General features: G+C 67.7%; 24 protein-coding genes. 13 read left to right on the forward strand and 11 right to left on the reverse strand.

The window, feature by feature from the left end; genetic code table 11:
- The 9 genes from ACWDO5_RS31530 to ACWDO5_RS31570 all read right to left on the reverse strand — a co-directional run.
- On the reverse strand, positions 1–268 hold a 268-nt coding region (locus tag ACWDO5_RS31530; RefSeq protein ID WP_450533890.1), incomplete at its 3' end, for a hypothetical protein.
- Complete coding sequence (locus ACWDO5_RS31535) at positions 265–507, reverse strand: zinc finger domain-containing protein (protein WP_450533891.1); 243 nt, start codon at positions 505–507, stop codon at positions 265–267. The genes ACWDO5_RS31530 and ACWDO5_RS31535, both read right to left, overlap by 4 nt.
- A complete protein-coding gene (locus ACWDO5_RS31540; protein WP_450533892.1) occupies positions 504–815 on the reverse strand; it encodes a hypothetical protein in 312 nt (103 codons plus the stop codon). The genes ACWDO5_RS31535 and ACWDO5_RS31540 overlap by 4 nt, the downstream gene beginning before the upstream one ends.
- A gap of 13 nt (positions 816–828) precedes the next feature.
- The gene (locus ACWDO5_RS31545) at positions 829–1,440 is read right to left on the reverse strand and encodes a hypothetical protein (RefSeq protein ID WP_450533893.1); all 612 of its coding nucleotides are present in this window, start codon (positions 1,438–1,440) and stop codon (positions 829–831) included.
- Between the two features lie 57 nt (positions 1,441–1,497).
- Positions 1,498–2,124, reverse strand: coding sequence for a hypothetical protein (locus ACWDO5_RS31550; RefSeq protein ID WP_450533894.1), 627 nt, complete (start codon positions 2,122–2,124; stop codon positions 1,498–1,500).
- 8 nt (positions 2,125–2,132) lie between these two features.
- The gene (locus ACWDO5_RS31555) at positions 2,133–2,408 is read right to left on the reverse strand and encodes a hypothetical protein (protein WP_450533895.1); all 276 of its coding nucleotides are present in this window, start codon (positions 2,406–2,408) and stop codon (positions 2,133–2,135) included.
- A 2-nt stretch (positions 2,409–2,410) separates the two neighbouring features.
- Positions 2,411–3,328, reverse strand: coding sequence for a hypothetical protein (locus tag ACWDO5_RS31560; RefSeq protein WP_450533896.1), 918 nt, complete (start codon positions 3,326–3,328; stop codon positions 2,411–2,413).
- A gap of 141 nt (positions 3,329–3,469) precedes the next feature.
- Entirely contained in the window at positions 3,470–3,931 is a 462-nt protein-coding gene (locus ACWDO5_RS31565; protein WP_450533897.1) for a hypothetical protein, read from the reverse strand.
- A gap of 69 nt (positions 3,932–4,000) precedes the next feature.
- The gene (locus ACWDO5_RS31570) at positions 4,001–4,300 is read right to left on the reverse strand and encodes a hypothetical protein (RefSeq protein WP_450533898.1); all 300 of its coding nucleotides are present in this window, start codon (positions 4,298–4,300) and stop codon (positions 4,001–4,003) included.
- A gap of 223 nt (positions 4,301–4,523) precedes the next feature.
- Between ACWDO5_RS31570 and ACWDO5_RS31575 the strand changes: the two genes are divergently transcribed.
- Genes ACWDO5_RS31575 through ACWDO5_RS31585 form a run of 3 tightly spaced genes read left to right on the forward strand, consistent with a single transcriptional unit; the run spans position 4,524 to position 7,143 of the window.
- Positions 4,524–5,471, forward strand: a complete 948-nt coding sequence (locus ACWDO5_RS31575) for a hypothetical protein (RefSeq protein WP_450533899.1) — start codon at positions 4,524–4,526, stop codon at positions 5,469–5,471.
- Positions 5,468–5,971 carry a hypothetical protein gene (locus tag ACWDO5_RS31580; RefSeq protein ID WP_450533901.1) on the forward strand — a complete coding sequence of 168 codons (504 nt, stop codon included), beginning with the start codon at positions 5,468–5,470 and terminating at the stop codon, positions 5,969–5,971. The genes ACWDO5_RS31575 and ACWDO5_RS31580 overlap by 4 nt, the downstream gene beginning before the upstream one ends.
- On the forward strand, positions 5,956–7,143 hold the full coding sequence (locus tag ACWDO5_RS31585) for a tyrosine-type recombinase/integrase (protein WP_450533902.1): 1,188 nt from the start codon (positions 5,956–5,958) through the stop codon (positions 7,141–7,143). Before ACWDO5_RS31580 ends, ACWDO5_RS31585 begins: the two co-directional genes overlap by 16 nt.
- Here the strand turns inward: ACWDO5_RS31585 and ACWDO5_RS31590 are convergent.
- Together ACWDO5_RS31590 and ACWDO5_RS31595 are read right to left on the reverse strand one after the other, a co-directional pair.
- Positions 7,140–7,463 carry a hypothetical protein gene (locus ACWDO5_RS31590; RefSeq protein WP_450533904.1) on the reverse strand — a complete coding sequence of 108 codons (324 nt, stop codon included), beginning with the start codon at positions 7,461–7,463 and terminating at the stop codon, positions 7,140–7,142. The two genes, ACWDO5_RS31585 and ACWDO5_RS31590, sit on opposite strands and share 4 nt — an antisense overlap.
- A 240-nt stretch (positions 7,464–7,703) precedes the next feature.
- Complete coding sequence (locus tag ACWDO5_RS31595) at positions 7,704–9,053, reverse strand: hypothetical protein (RefSeq protein WP_450533906.1); 1,350 nt, start codon at positions 9,051–9,053, stop codon at positions 7,704–7,706.
- Between the two features lie 206 nt (positions 9,054–9,259).
- On the opposite strand from ACWDO5_RS31595, the gene ACWDO5_RS31600 reads away from it, so the two are divergent.
- From ACWDO5_RS31600 to ACWDO5_RS31645, 10 genes are all read left to right on the forward strand, one after another.
- Positions 9,260–9,754, forward strand: coding sequence for a hypothetical protein (locus ACWDO5_RS31600; RefSeq protein ID WP_450533908.1), 495 nt, complete (start codon positions 9,260–9,262; stop codon positions 9,752–9,754).
- Positions 9,755–9,861: 107 nt separating this feature from the next.
- On the forward strand, positions 9,862–10,257 hold the full coding sequence (locus tag ACWDO5_RS31605; RefSeq protein WP_450533909.1) for a DUF6415 family natural product biosynthesis protein: 396 nt from the start codon (positions 9,862–9,864) through the stop codon (positions 10,255–10,257).
- On the forward strand, positions 10,254–10,730 hold the full coding sequence (locus ACWDO5_RS31610) for a DUF6302 family protein (RefSeq protein ID WP_450533910.1): 477 nt from the start codon (positions 10,254–10,256) through the stop codon (positions 10,728–10,730). The genes ACWDO5_RS31605 and ACWDO5_RS31610 overlap by 4 nt, the downstream gene beginning before the upstream one ends.
- A 59-nt stretch (positions 10,731–10,789) precedes the next feature.
- Positions 10,790–10,993, forward strand: a complete 204-nt coding sequence (locus tag ACWDO5_RS31615) for a DUF5999 family protein (protein WP_450533911.1) — start codon at positions 10,790–10,792, stop codon at positions 10,991–10,993.
- Complete coding sequence (locus tag ACWDO5_RS31620; RefSeq protein WP_450533912.1) at positions 10,990–11,646, forward strand: hypothetical protein; 657 nt, start codon at positions 10,990–10,992, stop codon at positions 11,644–11,646. Before ACWDO5_RS31615 ends, ACWDO5_RS31620 begins: the two co-directional genes overlap by 4 nt.
- A 251-nt stretch (positions 11,647–11,897) precedes the next feature.
- Entirely contained in the window at positions 11,898–13,037 is a 1,140-nt protein-coding gene (locus ACWDO5_RS31625) for a hypothetical protein (RefSeq protein WP_450533914.1), read from the forward strand.
- 91 nt (positions 13,038–13,128) lie between these two features.
- Positions 13,129–13,956 carry a hypothetical protein gene (locus ACWDO5_RS31630; protein ID WP_450533915.1) on the forward strand — a complete coding sequence of 276 codons (828 nt, stop codon included), beginning with the start codon at positions 13,129–13,131 and terminating at the stop codon, positions 13,954–13,956.
- A complete protein-coding gene (locus tag ACWDO5_RS31635) occupies positions 13,919–15,412 on the forward strand; it encodes a B12-binding domain-containing radical SAM protein (protein ID WP_450533916.1) in 1,494 nt (497 codons plus the stop codon). Before ACWDO5_RS31630 ends, ACWDO5_RS31635 begins: the two co-directional genes overlap by 38 nt.
- Positions 15,409–16,047, forward strand: a complete 639-nt coding sequence (locus tag ACWDO5_RS31640; RefSeq protein ID WP_450533918.1) for a dTMP kinase — start codon at positions 15,409–15,411, stop codon at positions 16,045–16,047. The genes ACWDO5_RS31635 and ACWDO5_RS31640 overlap by 4 nt, the downstream gene beginning before the upstream one ends.
- 7 nt (positions 16,048–16,054) lie before the next feature.
- Positions 16,055–16,513, forward strand: a complete 459-nt coding sequence (locus ACWDO5_RS31645; protein ID WP_450533919.1) for an NUDIX domain-containing protein — start codon at positions 16,055–16,057, stop codon at positions 16,511–16,513.
- Positions 16,514–16,618 lie beyond the last annotated feature (105 nt).

A 16,618-nucleotide genomic window follows, 5' to 3' on the forward strand; every position in this document is an offset into this window, starting at 1 on the left:
GACGCGGCGGCGCAGGCTCCGGCTCGCCGCGCAGCGACCGCAGGCACGCCGGGCACATCAGCGCTTCGTCGACCGGCCCGTCCCACGGCCGTACGCCCGGCGCCCGCTCGAGGTCCTGGCAACACTCCAACGGCACGGTGAACACTGGCATGGTGGGCGCCGTGGCCCCCTCCGCACCGACGTGCAGCAGGGGGCGGCCCGCGGCGCGCACGATCAACCGGCCGGCCCACAGGGGCGCGGCCGGGGCCTCGACGGCAAGGGCGCTCATCGGGTGCGCGCCACGAGGAGGGGCACCAGCATGGTGGCTTGCTGGTCCTGCCGGTACAGGTCCCGGCGGGCGGGATGCACCGCGCGCCGCGCGAGGCACAGCTCACCGGCCTTGACGTGGCACGCCGTGCAGGGCACGGAGTAGACGCCGTGCCGGAATCGGCGGTGCGTCTCGTGCGCTGCGTCGTGGGCGGCGTCCGCGGCCGGGGACGGAATCAGGACGGACAGGGCGGCTATCACGCGCCACCGCCGTGCTCTATCAGCACGAAGCCGTGGCAGGCCAGATCCATGACGAGCTGGCCCTTCCAGAGGAAGAAGTCCGTACGGCCTTCCTTCCGGTAGCACTTGGGGCAGCGCGCAGCCTCATCCCGAGTGACCTGCTCGTAGGTCTCGAGCTGGGGCAACTCGGTGCCCAGGAGAAAGGCGGCGGCATCGTCGACGGGGTAGTAGGTCTTCTCCGGATCGGGGACACGGATCACGTCGAACTCGAGGGCCGGAGACCCGTCCTCGAGCGCCGGAGCATCCAGCAACCGGACCACGGAACTCATCACCACGCGATGGTCAGCAGTGGGCGGAGTCGTCAACGGTCCCCTCCTTGGCGGCCGGGACGGTGATGTGGGGGCGGGCGCCTTCCGGCGGCGGCGGGTCGTCCGTACGCAGGCGGTACAGCCACACGCCCTCGTCCGTGGGCTCCTCGGCGCGCTTGTACCGGACGGTGTCGTAGCCAGGCCGTTCGGTGTCACCCGTCGCGACCGGCAGCGGCGTGAAGTGCGGCGGGCCCGCGTGCGGCCCGGACTCCGGGCCCTCGAGGACCATCTCCACGCCCCGGTACGGACCGTCCAGGAACGACACCGGGTACGGCCTGCGGGGGCCAGTCATCGCCTCAATGGACGCCTTGCGCTGCTCACGCACCCAGTCGAAGACCTCAACGGCGGTCGGGGTGGCGCTGTAGCCGAGGACGTCCCGCAGCGCGGCGACCGTGGAGAGGAGTTCGGTGTAGGCGGCGACCGGGAAGTCCCGCTTCCACTGGTCGCGCAGCAGGGAGCAAGACGCCTTGTCGGCAATCTCGGCGAGGTGGATGTCCAGCGCGTCCGGGGCGATGTGAACACCGCCGCGCGCGAACGCGGCGGTGACCAGCTCGAGGGGTGCGGACAGGGAAGGGGTGTTGCTCATGGAGGGGCATCTCCTTGCGCGATGTGCTGTGGTGAGGGGACTCAGCCCTCACCACCTTTACGTCGAACTAGTGTTTTCCGTTACGGTTTCCGCGTCGCCGCAGGTCACAGGCTCAGTGAGTTCGACGATCACAAGCGACATGCGAGCGAATCCGGTCGTGACGGGGGACCCCATCACGGGGTTGGGGCCGAGCAGGTGCTCGTGGTCGTCGTCCGGCAGCAGGTAGCGCTCCCGAGGACGATCCGGATTCGGGGTGACGAGCCCGTCGACGTACGCCTTCACGGTCGGCGCCCAGTTCCCAGGGTCACGCTTCCGGTTGATCGGCCGGGGGTGCAGCACGTAGAAGATCGCCGCGCGCTCCAACCGGGGCAGACGCTCGAGCCTGGCCGTCTTCACCGCGTCCTTACGGAGCTGCTTCCGGATCTTGTACTCGGCCATGTGGTGGAGACGCTGATTGCTGGTCAGCATCTCCTCGACGTACGGCATCAGCAGCGTCCAGGTGCGGCCCACACCGGACAGGCCAGTGAGCAGCGGCTCGAGCGCGGGCGGCTGCGGAATGGACGGCGGGCCCGGATGCACGGGCTTCTTCCGCGCCTTTCTCTTCGGCTGCGCCGCGACGGCCGGGCGAGCGAACTGGCCACCGCGGCGGCGCTCCTGCAGGGCGCGGAACTCGGCCGCGGTCATCCTGAACATCAGTCCCGGTCGGTCCGCTTGAGGCACCCCGGGTAGCTCGACCCGCGGTAGCAGCGGCCGTAGTGCTCGCTGCTCACCCGGAACGTCGTACGGGTGCCGTCCTCGGCCTCCGTGGTCAGGTACCGCTTGGTGATCGTCGACGAACCGACCTTGTACGCGTCCTTGTCCTTCTCCACGATGCGGCCGGCCGTACCCTGCGGGTACGACGAGGAGCAAGCCGTCAACAGAACGGCCACGAGGGCGCAGACGGCGGCGAGACGAGCGGTGCGGTTCATGGTTAGCCCTCCAGGGCGGCAGTGCCGGACTCGGTCAGCCGCCAAAGGTGGCCGTGCCCTGCGCCTTGTGTCGCGCTGCCCTGCTCGTTCTTCACGGCCCAGCCCTTGGCCTCGAGCCGCTTCACGGCGGCGTCGACCCGGCGGCCGAGGTGCCCATACCGAACTCCCCTACTCCGCTGGGTGGTGACGCGGATCGTCGCCTGTCCGCGGGCGGGCCGTACGCTGGCGACTTCGCCGGCGGAGATGAGGCGGAGCAACTCCTGCTCGGCGGCCGTGGGCGGCGCCGGATCGGACACACGACGGATCAGCCCCACGTACTTCACGCAGCTACGGCACGTCGCGGCGGTGCCCTCCTCGAGCGCCTCGCCCAGCTCCCTCGGGTGCGGCCGATCCGGCATCTCGCACAGGGCGCGCCCAGCCGGGTGCCGCCGGTTCTGACCCGACAGAGCGTCCTCGACGGGCACCGCGTGCCGCAGCTCACGCATCTGCCCGCGCTTGAGGTTGGAGTGCACCGTGACCTTCACCGGGCAGGACGCAGTCGCCAACTCCCAACGCTTGCACTCCTGTTCCCGGGCGTCAGCGCGGCGCTGCCTGTCCTCAGCGCGCTGCGCGTCGAAGGTGCGCCGCGCCTCGACGATCCGCTCCGGCAGCGGCGGCTCGAGGCCCATCTCGTCGGCGATAAGCAGCATGAAAGCGTCCGTGCTGGGGATGTAGGCGATCCCGGCGAAAGTGCGGCCGATGACGGCCGTGCACCAGTCGTTCCCCCGCCGATGGGCGACGGCTTCCATCTCGTTGAGCTTCCGGGGATCGAGGGGGCCGCGGCTCTGGCGTTCCGCCTCGGTGCGGACCTGGTCGTACTCGGGGTACTCCGCCTCTGCTGCCCGGGTGGGCAGCGAGACGGTGACGACGCGACGACGCATCGGTGTTCCTTCCTTCGGGAGTCCGGCGGTTGCTCTCCGCCGGGGTGGCGCCATACCGGGCGCTCTACGGTCCTGTGCTGAGGGGTTTCACCTGAGCTACGTCTCGGGCGTGACAGCCTGGGCGAGAACCTCGTTCATTGGTTATGACTCCAGGCTCTGCGTGGCGAGGTTGAGGGTGCGGGTGGGAAGCGGGTAGTTCCCCATCGCGCTGGTGTCCAGGCCGAGGGACCACACCGTGACGGTGTGCTCGAAGTCCTGCCGGGTGCGGTGGTAGGTGTCGCTCTCAGCCTTCAGGAAGCGGCCCGCTGCCGTGCTGTACGTGCTGGACTCGGAGGTGCAGGTCAGCAGGCTGCCGAGCGCGGAGTCGAGCGCGAGATGCCAGGCTCCGAGGCTGGTGGCCTGCGAGCGGAGCATGGCGTAGGTCTGCTCGGTGCCGAACTCACTGACATGCCAGTGCACATGAGCAAGGTCGAAGCAGTCGAAGGAGTCCGGGATGCCTGCGGTCTCCTCGCGGTATCGGGCGATTCCGTCGAGCTCCGTCACGGTGAAGAGGTCCGTCTCGAACTCGTGGGCTGCGAGCTCGTCATACGTCTCGGGGCTCATCACGGGAAAATGCCCTCTCCGGGAGAATGGCTTACAGCGAAGAATCGAACAGTTAAGCGGTCAGGGGATTTAGGCCGTTTTCGGGGCCACGGCAGCGATCGAAGCGACCAACGCGCGGCCAATCCACCGCGCGCTGCGGCCGACGGTACCGGGGAACGCGTACGCCAACAGGACGCCAGCGCCGATCGTGCAGGCGAGCGCGAGATTCGAGAGGACCCATCCCGCGACGGCGAGCACTGCGGTGACGATGACGCCGAGCGCGCCCAGGACGGGCGGGATGGCGGAGGGGAAGGCGACAGACACCAGGCCGAGCGCGAGCAGAGCGGCGTCGAACTTCCGAAGGGGGCGCGGCGCGGCAGGCTTTGCCATAACGGTGTTCCTTCCGTTCGGGTCGGGTCGGCGGTTGCTCTCCGCCGTCTGGGAAGACTCTACGCGGTTACCCGTTGGTAGCCGACAACAACTGTGATTGTTGTCGGTAATCTTGGCGAGACGTCAGCCAGCCGACCAAGGGGGGACCTTGAGCCGACAAGCCAGCCATCGGGATCCGTCGAACCGACGACCTGACCTCACCTTCACACCGGTGCGGAACGGCATGGACTATCTCGACAGTGCCGTCGCCGGCCTGACGGAGGGCGCTACGCCTCCCGGTGAGCGCCACCTGAAGTACGCCGTGCTCCACCTCCAAGCGGCCACCGAGGTTCTGCTCAAGGCCCGACTGATCGGAGAACACTGGAGCCTGGTCTATAGGAGGGTTGGCGACGCAGACCTCGGAAAGTTCAAACGGGGCGATTTCGAGAGTTGCAATACTGATGAGACCATTGACAGGCTTACCAAAATTGCACAGGTGGAGATTCCGGCTCGCAGTCGCGAAGCAATCAGGAAGCTGGCGGAGGATCGGAACGCCCTGATGCATTACGGGCATACCGGCTCTGCCTATGTGATTGAGGCCAGAGCCGCAGAAGTGCTCAGCTTCCTGCTCGAGTTCATCAACGAGGAACTGCGGCCCATGCTTGACCGGCAGTACGAAGAGGCTGTCGAAGCCTTGTCGCGCGCTACCGCGGTGACGCATGGCCCCATAGCAGCAAGCGCGCTTCGTGAACGTAGCGCAGTCGACGAGACGATGGCTGAGCTGCGGTTGAAGCTCGGACGAATCGAAAAGCTAGTCGACAAGCGCATGAAGGACTTGGCCGGTGACCTGAGTTCTCTGAAACACCGTACGATCCACTGCCCTGAGTGTCGGCAGATGGCGTTTGTCGTCAATGAAGACGGAACGAAAACATCGGTCTCTTGTCGATTCTGCCTTTGCTCGTACGAAAGCCCTGATTTGGCGGCTGTTGAGTACTTCTATCGCGTCATCGGCAAGGATAATGGCAAAGTAACTGAGTGTCCGGTCTGCAAGGTCCTGTGCCTCGTGCTTGGAGCAACCGTAGCGGCGGACAGGTATGAAGAACTCGCCCTTTGCTTCAACTGCAATGCTTCATTCGCCCTGAACCCAGACGATGACGAGCAGGACACCAGCGAGTTGGGGAAGGATCAATGACTGTCGACGTCCAGATTGGGCTCGCCTTGTACGAGTTCATCGACGCACGACTTGACGACGAGCTGCGCACGGAATACCCGACGGCGGACAGCACGCCGGCCGTGGAGAAGTACCGCGCCGCGAGGAAGGAGCACGACGACCTGGTCGACGCGTTGCAACGCGGCGACCAGGCCAACGCGGAGGACTGCCTCTGGGGACTCAGGAACCAGGCGTCCCAGTGGAAGGCTCACCCTGAGTACCCCGAACCGATCTCCGACGGCACCATGTCGTGCCCCGTCCGGGCCCCGGAGACCGGGAACCCGTGCGTGAAGCGGATCCCCTCGGGCTGGGCCGCGGCCGAGGGCCACGGCGGAGGCCACTTCTGGCAGGCCCCGGAGGTGGCCGAGCTCAAGGCCCGCGGCTCGCACTACGACGCTGGCAGTCTTCTGTCTGGCCAGCCCACGCCATGGCACATGCCGAAGTATTGCACGCCCGAATGCTGGAAGTGGGGGCTTCGTTGAGCCTGCGCGACCAGGTCGAGATCGTCGACGCCGAACTCGTCGAAGAGGGCGAGCTGGTACCCGTCGACGTGCCGTCCGGGCGCCCGCTCGTTGATCAGCACACCGTGCTGCGCCCCGGTCAGGAGATCCCAACAACCGCAGACCGCGGCCCCAGCTACTCCGACCGAGACCTCTACATCTCCGAGGACACCGCGGAGGCCCTGCAGGAGGTGAGCGCTGCGGAGTCGCCGCCGCGGAAGACAGCGATGCGCGGTTTCGAGACCTGGTGTGCGAAGGAGGGCCGGGTCGCGGTCCCGCCCACGACAGCCACGTACACCGAGTACGGACAGCACCTCATGCGACGGGGCCTCAAGGTCTCCACCATCCGCAACTACATGTCCCTGATTCGCACGTCGATGCCGAAGGGGCAGCAGCCGGACAACACCCTGTACCTCCAGCTCCTGCAGGTCTACCGGCGGAAGAACAAACGGGCGTCCCGCAAGAAGCAAGCGTTCCCGATCACCCTGCCGTACCTCGTTCCGATGATGGTCAAGGCCGAGGAGGACAACCGGCCGATCGGCTGGCGCGATGCCGCCCTCCTTGCCTTCGGGTACCGATTCCTCGGCCGCAGCATCGAAGACGTCAACTTGGACATCGAGGACCTGACTGTCCTGGACGACCGGATCGTCGTGTGGCTGATCGAGGACAAGACGCACAAGAACGAGGAACAGACGATCGTGCTCCACGACCGTTCGGACCTCAACCTGGTGCCGCGGATGCGCCGCTGGCTCAATCACCTTGCCTCGCTCGGCGTCACCACGGGCCCGGTCTTCCGGCATTTGCAGAAGGACGGCGAGCTCGCCACCCGCACGACCGCTACAAAACGTGGCGACTACCTGCGCGGGCACACCGTCAACGAGCGCGTAAAGCTGTGGTTCAAGGCGGCCGGGCTCGTCACCGATGGGCGGCCGGTCTCCTCCCACAGCCTTCGCGCCGGCGGCGCGACCGACCTTGGCATGGCCGACGCCACCGACGAGGAGATCGCGGAGGCTGGACGCTGGCGCCCTGACTCGCCGATCCCCCGGCGTGACTACGTCCGCCCGGCGAAGGACGCCAAGCGCGACCCGTTCAGCAAGGTCCCCGTGTACGACTCGGGGGTTGAGGAACACAGCGCTGGTGGGGCTGGGCTTTAGCCGAACGGAGCGGGGCCGAGTCCTGAGCAGCCGCTTTCGCGTGGACCGCTGGTGGCCATGAACTCGCTCTCGCGTCCGTCGGGCAGGCGCAGAATGCCGGGAGCTGCGTCGAAGAGATCAACGTCGTCGTCCCCCGCCAGGGTGACGCTGCCCGCCCAGGTGCTGTGCCGGTCGTAACTGAAGTCGGGGACGGTGGCCGGGTCCAGGCGGAGCACGAGGGAGGCGGTCACGGCGACTTCACAGCCGTCGGGGAAGATCACGGTGGCGGGGCCCACGTAGCGGGGGCGTCCGTCGTCCTTGTGGAATCTGTCGCGTGGCATGCGCCCATGCTCTCGCGGCGGCAGGTCTGGTCAGGGGGCCTTCGCAGGAATCCGTATGCGCGGGAGGCGTGAAACGGCCCTGACATCGGTGTTCCCCAACCTCCGACTCCGAGAGGACCACCTAGCTACTCACCAAGTGTCCGAAGTACATACCGATTGGGCTTCGCGCGGCGCGCGCTGCCCTTATCGTGAAGGTGCCCCCGGGGTCTGCCGACAGCTGCTCCGGGGGCACCTCCGCGTTCACGCCTTCAGCGCCGCGACTTCCCGCACGCGGCCGGTCAGCTCCCGGACTGCTCGCGCCTTTGCGTGCCGCGACAACTCCTTACGCATCGTGGCGAAGTGGTCGTCCCCGCGGACCGACGAGACGTGCTCGTACTCGTTGAGGAATTGGCTCCACGAGTCACACGAGGCGTCCAGGTGGCCATGCTGCAACTGACGCTGGGCCAGCACCGCGTAGGCGTGCGCCCGGCCCTGCCGTTCTTGAGCGGGCTGGAACCGGATCGACTGCTTCATTGCCTTGATGCTGCCGGGCAGGTCGCCCTCTTCCATCAGCACGTGCGAGACGTGGAAGAGGTAGGCGGTCTGGTCGTAGCCGCCGATCGCGTCACGCCGGTTGTCGGCCTTCGACAGCGCAGTCGCCGCCTCGCGTAGCCGCGCGTGGGCCTGGGGCCGGTCGCCGACCATGGACGCCGCGTGCGCCTGCTGGCCACGCAGGAACGCAACCAGGCGCGGGCCGGCCGCCGGGGCGGCTTCGGCGGCTGAGTCTGCGAGCTCGAGGGCTTTACTTCCGTAACCGAGGTTCGCCGACTGGAGCGACATCCCGCGCAGCGTGCGGCAGTAGGTCACGTGGTCCTGGGCCTCGCCGGCGAGCCGCAGCGCCTTGACGTAGTACCTCTGGCCGAGCCCGTGGGCTTTCTCGTACATCGCCATCCAGCCGGTCAGGTACGTCAGGTCCGAGGCCGCGGCGAGCATGTCCGCGTGCACACGCTCGGATGCCTGCGCCCTGAGCCACGGGCCGACCGTGTTGACGAGGAACGCGGCCGCCATGGGCCGGGCGTGCCCTGCGCCGAACTCGTCGAGGATGTCCGCGATCCGCTCCGTCATGGAGCGCACCGACGCGACCTGAGACGCACCGATCCGCGTTGTGGCCTTCCCAGGAGAGACCGGTTCGTCCGTAGCGCGTGCGGACTCCGCAAACAAGGGAACGGTGAGTGCTGCCGAAAACAAGGTCGCGGCCAGTACGCCGCGACGGGATGGGTCCATGTCCGCCCTTCCGAGGTCAATCAACTGCTCAACAGTGTCCAGCGGTTGAGACCCGTCGGCGGACACGGCGGGCTCGAACCCGGCCTCCGAGTGGGTGACTGGGCGCCCAAGGCGCGCTGACAGCGCCTCGACGATCAGCGGCCTGACCTCGGGCTTTGGTGGCGTGCCAGCAATCCAGTGCGCAACGGCCGTGCGGTCATACATCAGTTGCAACCCAGCCTGTGGGCCCAGCCGGTTCACCTGCTGCGCCATCTGCGTGCGTGTCCATCGTGCCTGGTCAAGCAACCCTGCCAGGGCGGGGTTGGGCGTGCGTTTTCTCGTGGCCATGTCCTCAACTCCCGACAGCTTTCATGGCGTTCACGGTGTTCACGGTCCCACCTCCCCACCACGGTACCCGCGGAGTGTGATCGAGCGGTTACCTCTTCACCACACACCGACTGATCTCGGCCTTGGGAGACAAGGGTGAACAGCGCAAGACCATCCAGAAATGACGGCGACACCGCGGCGGACACTGATGCCGCCGGCGAGCCGAGATGACACTCACCCTCGCTCAGCAACTGATGAATCTCCTCGACGACGTCGCGTCCGACTTGGACTGGCCGTACGAGGCACCCCGGGTTCCTGTGAACCAACAGGCTCGGCTCGGCAGACTCCGCCGGACAACGGTCGAAGGTGCGATCACAAGGAATGGCGCCCCGTACAAGGTCGTCGCGTACGCCCTGGTGCCCAGGGGAGAAGACCCCGCAGGTGCCCTGGCACTCGCAGAGGCGCACGCGCTGCAGCGCGGCTGGCGGGTCATCGGTCAGCTCTCGGACGAGTACGGCCGCGCACACCCTTGGGAGCGCGCGGGCTGGCGGCAGACCCTCAAGACGCTGCGCGGTGGGTTCGGCCAAGGCGTCGTCACCGTCGATCGCACCGCCGTGTCAGCGGCCGACGACCAGTACGAACAGACCCTGCACTGGCTGCTCGACCACTTCAGCTTTGTCGAGCACGTGACCCCCTCCACAGACCGTCGGGCATTCGCATGATGACGGCCAACCCCTCACGTCCAGCTCCTCCCTTTGGAGGCATTCCGATGCCCGCCTGCACACTGACCGCCCCACCAGGTTCCAGCACTGCGGGCCCTGGACGCCCGATGCCCACCGAGCGGGCGCAGCCCCCGCTCGAGGCCGCTGTGTTGGCAACCGTCGTCGCCAAGCTGCGGGCATGGAATCCGCTCGTCGTCGAAGCCGTCTTCGACGATCTGAACGAGGTCTTGGGTGACCAGACACCGAGGGCCGACGAGATTGACGAGATCGCCGAGGAGTTACGCGGCACGCTCACACAGCTCGTCAACATCGCTGTCGCCGACGCCCACTTCCCCGCCGACGAGGACATGGCCACGTTGGTCGAGCGCGCCCACGACGTGCGCTCCGAGGAGATCCCAGGCGACTACCGGGCAGCGCTCGGGCACACGCGACGACTGGCCTGGACCACCTGGGAACTGCTGGAACTGCTGATCGCGACCAAGCAAGTCAGGGACGCCGAATGACCGCCGCGAGCTCTGCGTACCCGCCGCTGACTATCACGGTCCTCCCCGCGCGCGAGGCCTACGACTACGAACACTTCCGGCACCGGCTCGCAGACGCCTCAGTCCTCGAGCAGAGCGTCGCCATCCGCGTCTTCCGGATGCCCCTCCTCGCTGTCCCGGTCAGCGGCCCGCGACGGGGCGGCTACTTCTCCACCACCAGCCTGACCGTCGGTCTGGCCGTACGCAGCCTGCTGGAAGGCCGGCCCGGCTTCACGTCGCTGCGCCTGCGCCGGTCGCCTTACCGGGATGCCTGCCACATCGTCGAGTGGGGCGATACACCGCCCAGTTACTGGGATGACGTCTCCCTCGGCCGCTTCTACGGCTACAGCGACACCGCCATTGCCGTGTTCGTACGCCGCACTGCTCCCGCCGCTGCCCGCGGACCCAAGACACCCTCTTCGGCGTTCCAGATCCGTTCCCCCGCGGCTTTGTAGACCGCCGAAGAGGGCCCCAACTCCACATCGAACGAGCACGTCCGAGAGGAAGAGCGCACATGTGTCGGCACGATCCCTCCTGTCCCACCGCTGCGGCGTCCGACCGCGAAGCCGCCGCGGTTATCGTCCGCGGCGACGTTCAGGGCTGGGTCCAACTGTGCAACGGCCTCCTGCTGTTCGAGGACACCGGTGGATTGCTGCCCGACGGCAGCATCCTCGCGCCGCACCGCCCCGTCCCTTCCGCAGGAACAGCGGCCGCATGAGCCCCCGACAGTTCTCCTGGAACGGGCTTCGTGTGCCCTTCATCGCGCCCTGGTCGAGCGAGCAGGCATGTACGGGCGCCATCGTGCTGCGGCGTGGTGCCGGCGGCCAGGGGATCGGCTACGTGGACGAGTACAGCAGGGCCGACCGACGGAACGAGACGCTGTGGGTCCGGGTGCCAGCCACGCGCGGGATCGGCCGACCGTTGCTCGCTGGCGTGCACGCGCTACGCCAACGGCAGGCGATGAGTCACATGCTGTGCCAGGTCTGCGGCGAAACCACCTTCGGCAGAAGCGACGGACGCCATCTCTTCCTGGTGCGTGCCGCGAACGGGCAGCCGATCGCCGAGGGCGAGAAGACCACGACACCCCCCGTGCACGAGAGCTGCGCTGCCGAGGCCGTACGGGACTGCCCGCACCTGCGGAAGGGCCACACGGCGTCACTCGTGGAGTTCGCCCCGGCGTGGGGTGTCGCCGGAATCGTGTACGACCCCAAGACCCTCAAGCCCCTGCCCGGCGACGACAACGACGGGCTCACGTTCGTGGCGTACGACGACCCGAGAATCCGATGGACCCTCGCGGCCCGCGAGGTCGTCGCCTTGCAGGACTGCACCGTCGTCGACCTGGACGACCTCGCGGCTCAAGCCGTGGCCTAGATGACCGTCCGGCGGCCCGGTTGCATCGAGCCCGAGCCGTCGGACGGCGCAAGATCCCCCAGCCGCACCCGTGGCCGGGTCTCGACTTGGAGTGGCAGCCGCGCCATGCCGGGATCGTGCCGACCAACCGAAGGGAAGTCGTGAACACCTCAGCTCTCCCCGACTTCGTTCCCGCGCTGTTGCACCAGGGAACTGACCCTCGCGACGTACCTAAGATCGCGGCCTCCGGCCTTGCTGGTTGGTCGCAGCCGTTGGCTAAGCACGTCCTCAGCGTGCTCGACGGTCCCATCCCTGACGGCCCCGCAGAGTCCTTTGTCGCAGACGGTCACACGTATCTTCAGGTCAAAGGACCGAATGCCGACGGACTCACCACCTATGTGCGTCTGGCCGGGCGTGGCCATGCCGTGCCCCGACCGCTGCCGGACACCGCGGTGCTCCTCACCCTGGCCGGGAACGTTGAGCTCGAGGTTTTCCGGCATCAGCAGGACGTCGAAGGCCGAAGCCCGCAGTACGTACGCAGCTTCCCGCCCGAGAGCGTGTTCGCCGGCCACGCCGGGACCCTGTGCAGGATGCAGAGCAGCACGGACGGTGTCCAGCTGATCGTGACCGACGGCCCCCTGACAGACCTCGGCGTCCCGCTGACCACTGACCAGCGTCAAACGGCGGTGCGAGACGCGCGCGACAGGCTCGTCCGTGCGTCCGAAGGCACCGCGGTCCGAGGCCGCGGTACGAGCGTCTGGCCTGCGTGGCTGGATGCGTGGCCGTCGATGAACGCCGCCGACGTGCGCAGCACACACCGGCAGGGCACCGCCTTGCTGGAGCGGCTGGAAGCCGACCGGGGCCTGCTCACTCGGCTGGTAGATGAGATCGAGAACGACACTGCCCGGCTGGAGGGAAGCAGGGTGACCCTGCTCCTCGATCGGCTGGCGCTTTACCAGGCGCCCAAGCGCGGCTTCGAGATCCGGCTGAATATGAACCCGCGCACCGTCAACCAAGAGGTCCCGCACGACCACTCGTACAACTTCGCCACACGGATCCTCGCAGGTGGCTACGTGCACGTGGTGCGCCGCCGCATAGACGCTGGGGAAGGCGAGTTCAGAACTTCTGACCTTCTGCCCGCCATCGTCGCCATCGAGCGGCCTGGGGCCGGATACACGCTTGGGCACCCGATGGTGCACCAGGCGCTCATGCTGCCCGGCACCGTCACCCTGTTCGTACGCGGCCCCCGTCTCAAGTCCCGCTCGCACGCCGTTGCTGACCTGATGCCCACCGTAGATACGTGGCCGGCGCCCGCCGATCCCGGCGGCGTCCCGCAGCACTCGCGGCCCGCCTCGCTGGACGAGTACCGGGCCATGCGCAACGAGCTCGTACGGCAGGACCTCATCGGGTGACTCCCGTACCTGCAACACGGCAACTGCCCGGCGGGCGGAGCGGCAAGCTATGGGGCACGACGCACCGTACCCACTGGCGAGGAGCAGCACCATGAACACCGTCCTGACCACCGATCACCCGGCGTGGGAGAAAACCACCACCAGCACACGCGCCCGGACAGTGCGCAGCGGTACCGGCCTGTGGCTGGCCTCCTGGGGGATGGAGGAACTCGAGCTCCAGTGCGTGGAGGGCAGCGAGGACGTCAAGCCCCGCATCATCACAACGGACCCGGCGACGCTGCCGGCCAGCGTGCCCGACGCGCTGAGCGCCGGGCTCAAGGAGCTTGGCCTGACGCGGCGCCTGGCCAATCCGTGGCTGTGGGACGCGATCACCACGGCGATCCTGCGGCAGGTGGTGCGTGCCGGGCAGGCCCGCCGTCTGTACCGCGCCTGGTGCCAGGCCTACGGCACCACCGTGACCACGGTGCACGGGCCGCTGGCCGTCGCGCCCGACCCTCAACACGTCCTGGAACTGGACGATGAGGCGTTCTCGAGCATCGGCGCCAAGTTCCACCGCACCGCCCTGCAGGCCGCGGCCCGCGCCTACCTCGAGCACGCAGAGACCTGGATGCAGTTGGCCCCGGCCGACCTCGTCACCGCGCTGACCAGCATCCCCCGGATCGGTCCGTGGACCGCGTCCGCGGCCGCCGCCGACTTCACCGGCGACTTCACCGTCTACCCGCACGCCGACCTGGCCGTCCGCACCTGGGCGGCACGGATCGCCCCGGCCTACGCGTGGCCTCAAACCGAGAAGACCTTCATCACGCACTGGCGCCACCTGGCCGGACCAACCGACCAGCACCTTCACACGCTGACTCTCACCACACTCACCTGGGGGGCCCATGCCCGCACCACTGAGCACACCGGAACACGACCATGAGCTGATCGCCGGCGCCGACCCGAACAGGGTCATCGACGCCGTATTCGTCAACGCCCCGCTGCGCGACTACGACCAACGCGCCCGCGTCAACGACTACACGCTGCCCGTCCTCGGACTCGGCTACATCGCCACCTACGCCAAGGAACAGGGGCACAACGTCGGGGTCCTGGATGCCGAAGCCCACGGCCTCGGCATCCAGCGCACCGCGGACATCGTCAACGCCATCAAGCCCCGCTGGGCGGGCTTCAATCTCCTTGCCCCGACGTACCCCATCTCGGCACGCATCGCGTCCCTGCTCGACCCGCAAATCCTGGTGATGGCTGGCGGGCATCACGCCAAAGCCGCCCCCGATCTGGTTCTTCGCGACCCGCGGTTCCGCAACCTGTCCGCACTGATCATCGGCGAGGGCGAGACGCGTGTGGCCGCACTCCTGCAGGACGCCCGCCGACGCGCCGAGCTACCGAAGGTGCTGTGGCGCGACCATCTGCTGGAAACGTCGGGCTGCGGCGTCTTCCACGGCAATCCGCAACCATGGCTGTCACCCGACATCAACCAACTGCCGTTCGTCGACCGCTCGTTCCTCCCGCAAGACCCCTTCCTCGCCGACGACGGACGATGGGAGGGCAACCTGGTGTGCTCCCGCGGCTGCCCCTACGAGTGCGGCTTCTGCGGTGCGGCCGCCAGCATGAACCCCGAGGTCACTATCCGGACCCGGGACCCGCTCAACATCCTCGAGGAGATGGACCTCCTCAACGCTCAGTACGGAACGACAGCGTTCCGCGCCGTTGACGACCTCTTCCTTGGGGCCCGGCGCGTGATCCACCCCGCCATGAAGGCCTTCACCCGGGCCAACGTCGGCGAGCGCTACGTGTGGGATGCCACCGGGCGGATCAACGTCCTCGCCCGGGAGAGCGACGCCATGCTGCGCACCATGGCCGCCAACGGTCTGCGGGAAGTCGCACTCGGTATCGAATCGGGCTCCGCCCGGATCCTCGAGAAGATGGACAAGCGGATCGACCCAGAGATGACCCTGACCGTCACCCGCCGACTGCTCGAGCACGGCATCAACACCAAGGGGTACTTCATCCTCGGCTACCCCGGGGAGAACCGGGAAGACGCCGCGGCCACGATCCGCCACATCCACCAGCTGTGGGAGCTCTCCGACCGGCTGCCAGGCACCTTCCGCGCGAGCGTCTTCACCTTCCGGCCCTACCCCGGCTCCCCGATCTGGAACGACCTGGTGAATCAGGGCTACGACGCCCAGCAGATGCAGTCCTACAGCGACGTCGACCTCACCGACCACGGAGCCGATGAGGCGATGCGCGGACGAGACGAGTTCAACTTCACCACCGGTTTACAGTTCGGCGAAGTTCCACTTCCCGAGCTCGACCAGCACCTGGCCACCCTCTCCCGCGAGCAGTACGAGCGCACCCACGGCCAGGAGATTCCGGCATGACGGCCCGAGGGCCCCTCATCACGCTGGACGGCCCCGGCGGCATCGGCAAATCCACAGCCCTCCACGCCACCCACCGAGCGCTGCAGGCCGCCGGCCACACCGTCCACGCCACCACCCAGCCGTCCACGAACCCGTTCGGCAAGGCAGTGCGCGACATCGCCAACTCCATGCACGGCCGCGCCCTCGCCCTGGCCGTGACCGCCGACCGCCACCATCAACTCGACGTCGAGATCCGACCCCACCGCGACGTCGGCCACACCGTCCTGCTCGACCGCTACCTGCCCTCCACGCTGGTCCTGCAGCGCGCCGACGGGGTCGAACTCGACTACCTGCTCGCCATCAACGGAGGAATCGACACCCCGGACCTGTCCGTGATCCTCCTGGCGGACCTGCAGACCATCCTGGGCCGCCTGGACCACCGCGGAACGCGACACCGCTTCGAGCTGGATACCGAGAGCACTCGCCGCGAGCTGGAGCTCTACCACGAGGCGCTGCCCATCCTCGAAAGGCTCGGCTACCCGATCCTGACACTCGACACGACCCACCTCACCCCGGAGGAGGTCGCCCAGGCAATCGCCAGCGCAGCACCAGCCCCCGGCACTACCGTCGACCCAACCTTCAACCCGGCCAGTTAGTGAGCACATGAGCCAACACACCACGCCCGTCGCCCCCATCGTGGACGTGCACGTCCTCGTCCGCTCAGGCGAGAAGCTCCTGTTGTCCCAGCGCGGCGGCCCCTACGGGTACGGCCAGTGGCACGCGCCCTCCGGCAAGCTGGACCCGGGCGAGACACCCGCCCAGGCCGCCGCGCGCGAGCTGGAGGAGGAGACGGGACTCCACGTCGATCCCTCCTCTCTGGAACTCCTGCACACCGTGGTCCATCACCAGGGCGACGGCACACCGGACCGCCTCGGCTTCTTCTACGAAGCAACGAAGTACGCGGGCGAACCGGTCAACAGGGAGCCGGAGAAGTGCCTGGATCTTGCCTGGTTCGCCGAACACGCCCTGCCCGACGCACTGATTCCGTACCCCGCCGCTGGCCTGCAAGGCAGCCTCACCAACCGCGGTGGCCTCACGTACCACAACTGGCCGGAGAACTAGCTGCCGAACAGGCTCTCTGCCTTCTGTAAGTGCCTGGAGTCTTCGCCGCGGCGGAGACTCCAGGCACTTAGCGGTCCAGAAGGTGTAACAGAACGCCGCCCTTGA

It is taken from the genome of Streptomyces sp. NPDC000880, from assembly GCF_053599675.1.